Raw genomic sequence first — 13,389 nt, 5'->3', positions numbered from 1 at the left:
CCCGGTCAGCGGGGTAGTGGATGATCCCAAGATAGAGTGAAAGGGCATATATACAATGCAGTGAAGGTTCTGAGTTAGATCCGGGTTACATGCGAATTGGGGAAATCGTGTGCTCAAAGTTCAACATTAATGGGAGGGGTTCAGTTGATCAAATCAATGAAGGTATGGCCGCGACTTACGGCAGCTGTTATGGCATTCAGCTTGGTGCTTGCCGGATGTTCATCAGACCAAGGCGGAACAACACAAGGGGCAGAAAACGGAGGTTCAGGGGAAAGCGCAGCCAAGCCGTATGAAGTAACGCTGTACTATCCGGGGACACCACAGAAAGACGTGGCACTGGTGGAAGCCGAAATTAACAAAAAAATGGAGCCCAAGATCGGAGCTACTCTCAAGATTAACGCAATCGACTGGGGACAGTGGGATAACAAGCTCAATCTGATGATCTCTTCCGGAGAAAAGTCGGACATTATTTTCACGGCGGCTTGGCAGAACTATACTGTCAACGTGGCCAAAGGTGCGTTCCTGCCCCTGAATGACCTGCTTGATCAATATGGGCAGGATATCAAAAAAAATCTGGACCCTGCTTTCCTGGAAGGTTCACAGGTTGATGGTGTGAACTACGGCGTTCCGACAAACAAGGAATTGGCAGCTACTCGTGGTGTTCTGGTGCGTCAGGATCTCGCGGATAAATACAAACTTGACCTGACCACGGTAAAAACGTGGACCGATCTGGAGCCTCTGCTGAAAACAATCAAGGAAAACGAACCAGCCATTACTCCATTCTATATGTCGAACACCAATGGTAACGGATTGCTGGAGAATCTGGATTGGGACTATCTCGGTGATGCATCCGTACCTGGAGTCATCTCCAAGACAGCTGGCACAACGACCGTGCTGAACGAAGTGGAGACACCTGAATTCAAGGAGGCCGCTGCACTGGCACGCAAATGGTACCAAGCGGGGTACATCAACAGCGATGCGGCAACTTCCAACGTCTTCCCGAAAGACCAGGCGAAGGCTGGTAAAGCGTTTATGTGGACGGATGGCATGAAACCGGGGAAGGACAAGGAAGAAGAAGGGTACGTCGGATACCCGCTGACGCAGATTGAAATGACAGAGCCGACGATCACAACCGGGGATGCTTCCGGTGCCATGCTGGCCATCTCACGTTCTTCCGAGCAGCCGGAAAAAGCGATGCAGGTCATCAACCTGCTCCACTCGGATAAGGAAATCAATAATCTGTTGAACTTCGGAATCGAAGGCAAGCATTATGTGAAAAAGGACGGTCAGGACAATATTATCACGCTGCCTGAAGGCGTGGATGCGAACAGCCGCACCTATAATCCTGGTGCTCAGTGGCAGCTTGGCAACCAGTTCCTGAACTTCCTCTGGGATAATGAAGATCCTCAGAAGTGGGAGAAGTTCAAGGAGTTTAATGCCAAGGGAGTCAAGTCGCCTGCACTTGGTTTTACCTTCAACAGCCAGTCCGTCAAAAACGAAATTGCAGCGGTTAATAACGTAAACAAACAGTTCAAACCAGGCATGACATCCGGAGCAGTGGATCCAAACGAAATGATTACCAAGTATCTGGAGAAGCTGAAGGCCGCAGGTATCGATAAAATCATTGCTGCCAAACAGGAACAGCTCGACGCATTCCTAGCCAAATAGCAGTACTTCTTATAATCAAGGTGTTTTCGGCAATAGTCGAAGATGCCTTGATTTATTTTTTTGATATGGATTGTACACCATAATTAGGAAATTTATGATATAATCAGGTGGCTAAATAGGGGGTGTTCCTGTGTCGAGGACGAAATTAGCGTTCTCTGCGATTTTGCTGCTTTTTGCCATCATTTTTACGTTTAATCACCACCTGGGTTACTCGGTGGGAGATCGGATGTTATCCAAAATGGGGTTATCCCCCTATACCACAGCGTACATGAGCGGTGTACATATTACGCTATTTATAGGACTAGGTTTATTAGGATGTAGTTTTTATCTAACCCGCAAAGAAATAAAGTCTTCGTATCCTCGGCTCGCAAGGCAGCTCTGGCTGATCGTCGTGGTCATTATTTTAAGTTATTCCTACATAACGGATAAGGTGATGTATGTCGCCAAATGGGGTTCCACTGGCATCCATGGCGTATCTTATCTTCAGAATGATAGCTCCTGCATGTTCGAAGTGGCTCTGGATGGAAATACAAGAGTAAGCTGTGATCTCACACTCAAAAATTATAGCAGGCAGCCCGTCGCAGCCGTGATTTTGCCCGACTTGGCGAGAAGTTATAGGCAGCAGGATGATCCTTTATACGAAGCTTTAAAGTCCGTTGAACTCCAGCCGATCCATCTTGAAATCATGCCTCATGGCACGTTCACCGGCAAACTTGCATTCTCAGGTTCTGCACAGTCACCGCTTCAGGTCAGGGGCAAGCTTAGGGATATTGTACTGGATGTGGAGGTAGAAGGTCAGAACATTGTATTTGATTATGCCATACCATAAGTCTCACTAATGAATGAATACATACATATAGAAACAGATTTCAAGAAGCATGCAATAGCGATGTTATCCGCGAAGAGCTGGCCAATAGGCTGGCTTTTTTGTGATGTGGAAGTTGCATTTAGTGCAGAAATATTGGTTTTGTGACCTTTATCCTCAATATGGTAACGCTTACGCTATAAATGAGCCGGTTTGATTAACTCTGGTGAATGGGCGAAGGCGGAGAACTGCATGGACAAAAAAAGTGATTGTTTTTACCGCTTACATCATTACAATTAATGTCACGACAATTTTAGACAAGGTGAGATGAATAATGTCATACCGGACCAATCTGTTTTCCAAAATGGTGATCTTGATTCTGATTATGCTAATTCCCGTTGTATTGCTCTACTGGTACTCGAATCACAAAACGACGGCCGTACTCAGGGATGAATTGAATCGTTCCAATAGCAACCAGCTTGAGTTTTTTCAAAATCAGGTGAATACGCACATTGAGCTGTTATCGTCCTGGCCTAATCTTCTCATCCATGATCCGGATATTGCGAGCTTCCGCCGGATTTATACCGATAGCCGGTATTTTGACCTCGATGCAATCAATCTGGTCAAGCGGATCCAGAACAAGCTGAGTATTCAGGAAAGTTCGTCGAACTGGACAACGAAATTATATTTATATTCCCCTTCCATGGGCAGGGTAGTCTCCGAACGGGATGCCCGTTTTTATGACAAGCAGGCACTCAGGGAAAGTATTGTTTCGGGCTGGGATGTCCGCAAGATTGAGGATGGGGAAGACGAGAAATTCATGTTCAGCTGGATTACCGCTTCTCCTTATGGAATTAAGGACCCCGCCGTGAATGCGGAGACCATTATCAAGCTGGAATTTGATAGCGATAACATACGGGATATGCTGGACAAGTTCAAGGACGATGGGAGACATGATCCCTTTTATTATCGTGAGGAATCCGGAGTTATCTATAACCGAACCTCGGATCGTGGGCTGACCAATCGGCTGATGAATCAATTGGCCATTCATAAACTTCAGGATGTGGATAACCGTACTGTGGTCATCGACAACGAACCTTACATGGTCAACACGGTTAAGTCCAGCACGACAGGCTGGTATCTGGTGGATTATATGCCTCTATCCGATATATTGAAACCCATTCATCAATCGAATGTGCTTTTCTATTCTTCGATGATTTGTTTGCTCGGCATGAGCTTCCTGGCCGCCTATCTGTTGTACGTTCAGGTACAGGTACCTGTGAAGCAGCTTATTCGCGGATTCCAGCGATTGAAGCAGGAAGATTATTCGGTACGAATTCAGCCGAAGGGCCGGAATGAATTCAGCTTTTTGTCCGAGCGCTTCAACTCCATGGTGGAACAGATTCAGCAGCTGTTTCAGCATGTGTATCTGGAACAGATCCACGTACGCGAGGCCCGGCTGAAACAATTGCAATCCCAGATTAACCCGCACTTTTTCTATAACTGTTTCTCTTTTATCACAAGTATGGCGAAATTGAAACGTGTAGATGCCGTGGTAGCCATGTCACATAATTTATCCAGATACTATCGCTATACAACCAGACAGGAACGTGACGTTGTGCCGCTGAAAGAGGAAATCGAATTTGTGAACTGTTATCTCGAAATCCAGCAGATGCGCATGGATCGGATTCGTTATCGCATTGATCTGCCAGACAGCATGATGAGACAGGAGGTTCCGCCCCTTATCGTGCAGCCTTTGGTTGAGAATGCGGTAATTCACGGCATTGAAGCCGATGCAGATGCTGGAGAGATCAGGGTATCCGGAGAAAAACAGAATGGTGTCATGATTCTAAGGGTCGAAGATGATGGACAGGGCATGACCAGTGAGAAGCGGGATAAGCTGCTGGACAAGCTCAGAGGCACAATGGATCAGGATATGGGCTGTGGTCTGTGGAATGTCAATCAACGATTGCAGCTGCGGTATGGAGAACAGGCAGGCATTAACATAACCGAATCCCCACTGGGGGGGCTCTGTGTCGCCTTGTCATGGCCAGCGGAAGATGAAATAGACGAGGAAGAAGTGTCGATACAGAGTGAATGACAGCCATTGACCGCTTTTCGAGAGTGAAAATATATTGCGAATGTAGCAGACAGGGAGTGACGAACGTTGATCGATATACTGCTGGTGGATGACGAAACGTATGTAACGGAAAGTCTTGAAATGACCATCCCGTGGGGAGAGCTGGGAGTAACGACGGTACTTCGTGCAGCGTCCGGCAAAGAAGCGCTGGAGATCATGGAGGAAAATGCGGTAGATATCGTCGTTACCGATATTCGTATGCCGGGTATGACCGGATTGGACCTGATTGAAGAGGTGAGCAGCAGATGGTCTCATATCCGTTGTATTCTGCTGACGGGGCATAGTGATTTTGATTATGCCAAAAAGGCAATCCAGCTGCAGGCATCCGATTATATTCTGAAACCCGTCAATGATGAAGAATTTATGGCTTCCGTCTCTGCTGCGATCACGTCCCTCCGTGGGGAGTGGGATGAGTTTGACAAATATCACCGGCTCCTGTACAGCCGGAAGTCGGATTATAAAATTTTGCGTGAAAATCTGATGCATGATCTGCTGCTTGGCCGTGAAATTACAACGCGTGCGCTACGCGAACAGCTGCAGCAATATGAGATTGGACTTGAACCCGAACAACCTGTGGTTATGCTCCTCATTCGTCTTACAGGTCGATTCTCTTCCATGGATCAGCAATCACTGGACCTGATGGACTTTGCGGTTGGCAACATTGCAGAGGAAGTTCTCGGGGACCAGTTCAGAGTCTGGTTTGGACGAGGGCCGCATGAATGTCTGGTCATGTTTCTACAGCATCAAGTTCGGGTGGACGGAGCAACAATGAGTCAGGAAGCTTTGACCGGACCGGTAGGTACCTTCCGGGAGCATGTCATTCGGTATTTGCAGGGCGATCTGTCCATGGTAGTCACACCTCCGTTTCCTTTTAGAGAAATGACCGCGGCTTACCGCCGAAGTCTGGGATCACTTGTCCTTTCCGGACCAGAAGAGAACAAGATCATTTTCATGGATAAGGATAGGTCCCAGCGGATGGATAACGATGCAGCACAAGCGCTGGAAGAACTCTATAAACCTCCCGTTTTGCCCCAGTTACTCGAAACGAAGCAGTGGGAAGCTGCAGCAAGCAAGCTTAATGCTGTATTTGACGCGGCAGATCGGGTGTGTTTGTCCAGAGAGCACGTATATGAGATGTATTTGTCTGTGACCAATGCGTTCATGTATATCGCGCACAAGCAGGGTCATCTGGTGCACGAGATCGATCATGCAGGCTTTGACCTGCTGCTGGCACATCAGTTGATCCAATCTCCCGAACGGTTGCGACGCTGGGCTACGGAAATGCTTGCGAAGCTTCAGGAAGAGTTGTCCGATCAGGCGGGAACCCAGAGCCGCAGGCATGTTATCAAGCAGGTTCAGGAGATGGTTACCAGAGATACGGGGCAGGATCTGTCCGTGAAGATGATTGCCGACAAGGTATACCTGCATCCCGTTTATCTGTCGAAGATTTACAAAGCCGAAACGGGTGAAGGACTCGGGGACTACATGATTCGTATGCGGATGGAGCGCGCACTGTATCTGCTGAAGAACAGCAATAAGAAGATTTACGAAATTACGAGTGAACTTGGATATCAAAATCCACAATATTTCAGCAAAATGTTCAAAAAGCATTACGGCATGACGCCGAATGAATTCCGTGACCAGGCATAATTTCATCCTCCATTCCAATATATAGGTTGTCAAAGGTGCAGAAATCTTGTTTTCGTGACATAGGCTGAAAGGCCTGGCAGGCCTATAATGAAAGGGTAACCAAAACGATTGATTGAGGGGGAACAACAATGAGAGCGAAATCTACAAAAAAGAGATGGCTGCCGCTCCTGGCTACGACAACGTGTTTGGCTGTCATTCTTACTGCATGCGGTGGAGGCAGTGGCGGTGAGAGTGCGAGCTCCAGCTCGTCTGCCATTGAAAACGAATACAAAGAAAAATATGATCCTGAAGTAACCATTACGACAGCATGGGGGATTGACCCGGAGCTGAAGTTCAAAAATGGTGAATCGATGGAAAACAACGTGGCAACCAAGTGGGCCAAAGAGAAGTTCGGTATCAATATCAAATCCCTGTGGTCCGTTACGGACACCAATGGTGCGTTTGCAACGAAGCTTCGCCTGGCGATGTCTTCCGGTCAGGAGATGCCTGACGTGGTAACGGTGGGCGACAACCTGCTCGCTCAGGATTTAATTGACTCCGGCATGTATCAGGAAGTTGGTCGACTTTTCGATAAATACGCATCCGATACTTGGAAGAAAGCAATGGAGCAGGATCCGAACGTATGGAACCAGTACAGCCGTGATGGCAAAAGAATGGGTATACCGGTACTCGACTATGCCTACAACAATGACTACCTGCTCTGGATCCGTCAGGACTGGCTGGACAAGCTGAATATGAAAGCGCCAAAAACGATTGACGAACTGGAAACCGTAATGGAAGCGTTCAAAAACAAAAACCCGGATGGTTTGGCTCCAGACAAGGTCACTCCACTGAGTATCGGTTTCAAAACGTCCATGAATACTTGGATGGGTGATCCATCCTGGATTTTCGGTGCTTACGGTACGCTGCCGTTCCAATGGAATCTGGGTGCAGATGGTAAGCTGGAGTATGGCTCCATCAACCCTGGCATGAAACAAGGTTTGACCAAACTGAGCGAGTGGCTGCAAAAGGGATATATTCCACAGGAAGCAGCTTTGTGGGATGAGAATAAAACGGCAGAGCCTGCTGTAGCGGGTACAGCGGGTATTATTCCAGGCCCTTACTGGATGAGCGGATGGCCGCTGCTGGATACAGTGAAAAATGTGCCGAGTGCCGTTTGGAAGCCGATCGAAATTCCAGTAGGACCTGAAGGTAAAGCCATGCGTCATGGTACACAGTTTGTAAATGGTGTTATCCTGATTAAGAAAGACATGGAGCATCCTGAAGCCTTCTTTACTTATGAAAACTACCTGTTCGACAACTATGCGGATCCTGCACCAGGAAGCCCGTATGATAACGGTCTGTTTGAAAAGTATGACTATCAATTGGATGCTGACGGTAAACAAATGCCGATTGATGAAATCGAAGGCGGATATGTGAACGTTGTCCGTTATCTGCTTGTGCGTGATGGTGCCCGTATTCCGGATGCACAGATGAAAGCACTGTTGAACCTGGCAGACGGCAAAGAGCCTGAAACGAAGCTGGAGAAGGATGTTGCCGTCAACTACGGTAAGGAAACGCCAGCTGCAGCGAAAGTACTGCTTGGTCAGGAAGAGATCTCATTCAAGAACATGTTCACAGGTCCGACGACGACAACGATGAAGTCCAAGCTCGACTATCTGAACAAAATCGAGAATCAGGCATTTAATGAAATCATTTATGGCAAAAATCCTATAGATGCGTTTGATACCTTTGTTCAAACGTGGAAATCAGGCGGTGGTGACCAGATCACACAAGAGGTCAACGAGTGGTATGATAGCGTAAAAAAATAATGATTTTCGGCGCACAGACAGTAGAAGTCTGTGCGCTTTTTTGTCGTTGTGACTATCCATTTTGCTTGATAGGGGTGCTAGTCCAAAGTGGTTGCTTTTGTGCCATTTATATTGCTTTTATGTGCTGTTTGACCCACGTAAACGGTTGATATAATCGCAGTATAAGCCACTCAGGAAGCCTTGAGTAGGAAGAATTACAGGGGGAGCAATCATGAGAACTTTGAAACGAACTTGGCCATTTCACGTAATGCTGCTGCCAGCCATCATCTTTCTGATCATATTCAGTTATATTCCTATGGGCGGCATTGTCATGGCATTTCAAAACTTTAAGCCTTGGCTTGGCATTAGCGGCTCGGAATGGGTTGGGCTGGATAACTTCCGATTCTTGTTTGAACGTCAAGACAGCCTACAGGTGATATGGAATACATTGATCATTGCTGTACTTAAACTGATATTTAATTTATTTGTACCCTTTGTTTTCGCCATTTTGCTAAATGAGATTCGCAAGATGGCTATACAACGAACCATTCAGACACTGGTGTATCTGCCTCACTTCTTGTCCTGGGTTATCCTGGGCGGGATTTTGATCGATCTGCTGTCAACAGGTGGCTTGGTTAACCGGGTTTTGGGAAGTTTCGGACTCGGGCCATACTTTTTCCTTGGTGATAACAGCTGGTTCCGTACGACGGTCATTCTGACGGATGTGTGGAAGGAATTTGGCTATAACATGATCGTGTTTCTGGCTGCTCTTGCCGGGATTAATCCCGCGCTCTACGAAGCAGCAGAAATCGATGGAGCTGGAAGATGGAAACAAACGCTGCACATCACGGTGCCTTCACTTGTGCCGATGCTGATGGTCGTTGGGACACTGGCACTCGGAAATGTACTTAATGCCGGATTTGACCAGATTTTCAACTTGTACAATCCGCTCGTCTATCAAACAGGTGACATCATTGATACATTCGTATATCGTTCAGCCATGCAAAATGGCGAGATGGGCTTCGCTACGGCAATTGGATTGTTCAAGTCGGTGATCAGCATGATATTGATCCTTGTATCCTACAGCTTAGCCAAAAAGTACGCCGGATACCGCATATTCTAATCGAATGAACAAAAGAAAGAAGGGACCACGATGTATCACAAATCAATGCCTTATCGCGTGTTCAATATAATTAACACCTGCTTTCTGATTCTGGTAGCCATCATGTGTATCGTACCGATGATCCATGTTCTGGCGGTGTCCTTCAGCTCGAAGGCAGCCGCCGATGCGAATCTGGTCAATCTCTGGCCAGTCGGCTTCTCGCTTGAGGCCTACAAAAAAACGATGAATAACCCCATCTTCCTGAACTCACTTTGGATCTCACTGCTTCGTACCGTCATTGGTACAGCGATTACCCTGCTGATTACCTTTTTGGCGGCATACCCGTTATCCAAAGAAAATAGTGAATTTAAGGGAAGAACGATATATTCATGGATTTTCGTTTTTAGTATGATCTTTAATGGGGGACTGGTTCCGTTCTATATGGTTATTCAGAAGATCGGCCTGATGGATTCCTTCTGGGTGCTGGTACTCCCGGGAGCAGTCAACACCTTCCTGGTCATTCTCATGTTGAACTTCTTCCGCGGTATTCCAAAAGAGCTGGAAGAAGCGGCACTGATGGATGGAGCCAACCATTTCAGAACACTGTTCACGATCTTCCTGCCCATATCAATGCCGTCCATTGCTACCATTGCCTTGTTTAGCATGGTGTTCCACTGGAATTCCTGGTTTGACGGTCTGTTATACATGAATAACGCCAAGGATTATCCACTGGCTACATTTATGCAAACGGTCATTATTGGACGGGATATGAGCAGTATGAGCATGAATCCGAAAGAAATGGAGGCTCTCTCGCAAACTACGGTAAGAGCTGCACAGATCTTTATCGGGAGTGCCCCAATTCTGATTGTTTACCCGTTCCTGCAGCGTTTCTTTGTCAAAGGCATGACACTGGGTTCAGTTAAAGGCTGAGCCTGGTCGCTAAATCTAATCCGATGGAGGTTGAACAAGTGAGCAACTTGGAGAAAAAGCCATTCATTCTTGGGATGGATGTGTCTTTTATGGATGAAATTGAGCAGCATGGAGGGAGCTACAGCGACACGGACGGCAAGGAACAGGACCTGCTGTCCATCCTGAAGGTGAACGGTTCTAATGCGATTCGTCTGCGAATTTGGAACGATCCTGTGGGAGGATTCTGCAATCTGGAGCGAACCGTAGCGATTGCCAAACGGATCAAAGAACAAGGGCTGCAATTTCTGCTCGACTTCCATTACTCGGATCGCTGGGCTGACCCGGCCAACCAGTGGAAGCCCAAAGCGTGGGAGAATCTGTCTTATGAAGAGCTTCAGCGGGCGGTGTGCACGTATACAGCAGATGTGCTTCGCACGTTAAAAGAGCATGACGCGCTGCCTGACATGGTGCAGGTTGGGAATGAAATTACCCCTGGCATGCTGTGGGATGAAGGACGGGTAAGCGGTGAAGAGCACGACACCGATGAACAGTGGGAACGTTTTGCAGGACTGGTGAAGTACGGTATTGCTGCTGTTAAATCCGTAGATTCCAATATCAACATCATGATTCATATTGATCGTGGCGGGGATAACGTGGAAAGCCGGAAGTTTTACGACCGTTTCGAAGAACTTGGCGTGGAATTCGATACAATTGGACTCTCGTATTATCCTTGGTGGCATGGAACATTGGACGCGCTGCGTGACAATTTGCATGACCTCGCCGCCAGATACGGCAAGCCCATTAACGTGGTTGAAACCGCTTATCCCTGGACACTGGAACAACCTGAAGATCACGAGTGGATCCTGAATCAGGAAGATCTGCTGCTGCCAGGTTATCCGGCAAGTGTGGAAGGCCAAGCGCGCTACCTGCAGGACTTACTCCAGATAATTCGGGAGGTTTCGGGAGGATTGGGTCAAGGTTTTTACTATTGGGAACCTGCATGGATCCCGAGTAAGCCGGAATGGTCTGTTGGACATCCGAACAACTGGGGCAATTTGACGATGTTTGATTTTAAAGGCTGCAAATTGGAATCGTTTACAGCTTTGAAGGCTGAGGCAATTTCGGGAGAATCCGAAACGGATACGCCGAAGGGCTCGGCATTGATCAGATAGAGAACTATTAAACATAAGGACAAGGAGACTCGAAATATGACTTATAAATTTCCACCTGTAAGTACAAAGGTGCCGCATATGCTGCATGGTGCAGATTATAACCCGGAGCAATGGCTCAAATATCCTGAGGTGCTGGAAGAAGATATCCGCCTGATGAAGCTTGCCAAGTGCAACGTGATGTCCATTGGCATTTTCTCGTGGGTATCCCTTGAACCGGAGGAGGGGGTATATACATTCGAATGGCTGGATCGTATTTTGGATACGTTTGCAGCAAATGGTATCTACGCCTTTCTCGCGACACCAAGCGGTGCAAGACCTGCCTGGATGTCAGCCAAGTACCCGGAGGTATTGCGTGTAGGAGCCAATCGGGTTCGCAACCTGCACGGTTTCCGTCATAATCATTGTTATACATCTCCTGTATACCGGGAAAAGGTAACGGCAATCAATACGAAACTCGCCGAACGTTATTCGAATCATCCTGCGATCATCGGCTGGCATATTTCCAATGAATTTGGCGGTGATTGCCATTGTGATTATTGTCAGGAGGCTTTTCGCGGCTGGGTGAAAAATAAATACGGCACGCTTGATGAATTGAATCATTCCTGGTGGACTACGTTCTGGAGCCATACGGTTACAGACTGGAGTCAGGTAGAATCTCCTTCGCCGCATGGTGAGACACAGGTGCATGCAATGAATCTGGACTGGCGCCGGTTCGTTACGGATCAGACAGCAGACTTCATCGTGCATGAAACCAAGCCGCTCAAAGCAAGTAATCCGGATCTGCCCGTCACCACTAACCTGATGGAATTTTATGAAGGGTTGAACTACTGGAAGTTTGCCGATATTCTGGACTTCCTGTCCTGGGACAGCTACCCGACATGGCATGATGCGGACGAGGAAGATAAACAGGCCTCCAGAATAGCAATGATGCATGACATTGTTCGTTCGATCAAAGGTGGACAGCCGTTCCTGCTGATGGAGAGCACGCCAAGTTCAACGAACTGGCAGGAGACCAGCAAGCTGAAACGCCCAGGCATGCATCTGCTGTCTTCTCTTCAAGCGGTAGCTCATGGTTCGGATAGTGTGCAGTACTTCCAATGGAGAAAGAGCAGAGGCTCCAGCGAGAAACTGCATGGCGCTGTCGTGGATCATGTTGGACATGAACACACACGTGTGTTTAAGGATGTGACGGACGTAGGAACGGCTCTCGAAGGAATGGAAGCTGTTGTAGGCACATCCGTTCCGGCAGAGGTGGCCATCGTCTTTGACTGGGAGAACCGCTGGGCAGTGAAGGATTCCCAAGGACCACGTAATATTGGCGTGAAGTATGAGCAGACGGTAGAGTGGCATTATGATGCGTTTTGGAAAAAAGGAGTACCTCTAGACGTAATCGACATGGAAGCCGATCTATCCAAGTACAAATTGCTAATCGCACCGATGCTCTACCTTGTGCGGGAAGGTGTAGGCGAACGGATTGAGCGATTTGTCGAAAACGGCGGTACATTCGTCGGAACCTATTGGTCAGGGATCGTTAACGAAAATGACCTATGCTTCCTGGGAGGTTTCCCCGGTCCGCTTCGCAAAACGCTTGGGATCTGGTCCGAAGAGATCGACGGGTTGCATGACCGGGATCAGAATGGGGCTATTCCTGTGAGTGGAAACGAACTCGGTTTGCAGGCCGAATACGATGCAATCGAATTATGTGATCTCATCCATCTGGAAGGGGCGGAAACGCTGGCAACCTATCGTTCAGACTTTTATGCCGGACGACCTGCGTTAACCGTTAACCGATTGGGATCGGGTAAAGCGTATTATATAGCAACACGTTTCACTGCACCGTTCTATGATGATTTCTATGGCAAGCTCATTGCAGATCTGGGAATTGAACGTGCACTTGATACCAAACTTCCAGCAGGAGTCACTGCGCATCTGCGGACCGATGGTACATCGGATTATGTATTTGTACAGAACTATACACCGGAAAGCAAGCAGCTGGAGCTGGACAAGCAGTCTTATACGGACCTGCTTCATGGTGATGCAGTTCATGCTCATTTGGTTCTGCAGCCGTATGACATCCGTGTCTTGAGAAGATCAGCTGAACGTAAATAGATAAATATGAAGGCTGTCCTACACGTCAGATCAGACGTAAGGGC

The 13,389-nt window shown here is 47.7% G+C and carries 9 protein-coding genes; all 9 read left to right on the top strand.

The genetic code is table 11. The features are described 5' to 3' along the window. Positions 1-144 precede the first annotated feature (144 nt). Positions 145-1,668, top strand: a complete 1,524-nt coding sequence (locus MH144_RS08520; RefSeq protein ID WP_239299063.1) for an ABC transporter substrate-binding protein — start codon at positions 145-147, stop codon at positions 1,666-1,668. Positions 1,669-1,798: 130 nt separating this feature from the next. Further along, positions 1,799-2,497 carry a hypothetical protein gene (locus MH144_RS08515; RefSeq protein WP_239299062.1) on the top strand — a complete coding sequence of 233 codons (699 nt, stop codon included), beginning with the start codon at positions 1,799-1,801 and terminating at the stop codon, positions 2,495-2,497. Positions 2,498-2,807: 310 nt separating this feature from the next. Next, positions 2,808-4,574 carry a sensor histidine kinase gene (locus MH144_RS08510; protein ID WP_239299061.1) on the top strand — a complete coding sequence of 589 codons (1,767 nt, stop codon included), beginning with the start codon at positions 2,808-2,810 and terminating at the stop codon, positions 4,572-4,574. A gap of 66 nt (positions 4,575-4,640) precedes the next feature. Continuing rightward, positions 4,641-6,263, top strand: a complete 1,623-nt coding sequence (locus MH144_RS08505) for a response regulator (RefSeq protein ID WP_239299060.1) — start codon at positions 4,641-4,643, stop codon at positions 6,261-6,263. Positions 6,264-6,391: 128 nt separating this feature from the next. Next, positions 6,392-8,074: an extracellular solute-binding protein gene (locus MH144_RS08500; RefSeq protein ID WP_239299059.1), complete on the top strand. Its 1,683-nt coding sequence runs from the start codon at positions 6,392-6,394 to the stop codon at positions 8,072-8,074. 211 nt (positions 8,075-8,285) lie between these two features. After that, a complete protein-coding gene (locus tag MH144_RS08495; protein WP_239299057.1) occupies positions 8,286-9,176 on the top strand; it encodes an ABC transporter permease in 891 nt (296 codons plus the stop codon). A gap of 30 nt (positions 9,177-9,206) precedes the next feature. Next, entirely contained in the window at positions 9,207-10,085 is an 879-nt protein-coding gene (locus MH144_RS08490) for a carbohydrate ABC transporter permease (RefSeq protein ID WP_095287918.1), read from the top strand. A 38-nt stretch (positions 10,086-10,123) separates the two neighbouring features. Continuing rightward, positions 10,124-11,236: a glycoside hydrolase family 53 protein gene (locus MH144_RS08485; RefSeq protein WP_239299055.1), complete on the top strand. Its 1,113-nt coding sequence runs from the start codon at positions 10,124-10,126 to the stop codon at positions 11,234-11,236. Between the two features lie 36 nt (positions 11,237-11,272). Beyond that, entirely contained in the window at positions 11,273-13,345 is a 2,073-nt protein-coding gene (locus tag MH144_RS08480) for a beta-galactosidase (protein WP_275439967.1), read from the top strand. The last annotated feature ends 44 nt before the right edge of the window (positions 13,346-13,389 follow it).

Source organism: Paenibacillus sp. ACRRY, assembly GCF_022346995.1.
Taxonomy (GTDB): Bacteria; Bacillota; Bacilli; order Paenibacillales; family Paenibacillaceae; genus Paenibacillus.
This window is presented reverse-complemented; position numbering and strand designations above follow the sequence as displayed.

Coding starts and splice junctions, on each gene's coding strand:
- MH144_RS08500 (WP_239299059.1), top strand. CDS start 6,392: ATGAGAGCGAAATCTACAAAAAAGAGATGGCTGCCGCTCCTGGCTACG.
- MH144_RS08490 (WP_095287918.1), top strand. CDS start 9,207: ATGTATCACAAATCAATGCCTTATCGCGTGTTCAATATAATTAACACC.
- MH144_RS08510 (WP_239299061.1), top strand. CDS start 2,808: ATGTCATACCGGACCAATCTGTTTTCCAAAATGGTGATCTTGATTCTG.
- MH144_RS08480 (WP_275439967.1), top strand. CDS start 11,273: ATGACTTATAAATTTCCACCTGTAAGTACAAAGGTGCCGCATATGCTG.
- MH144_RS08495 (WP_239299057.1), top strand. CDS start 8,286: ATGAGAACTTTGAAACGAACTTGGCCATTTCACGTAATGCTGCTGCCA.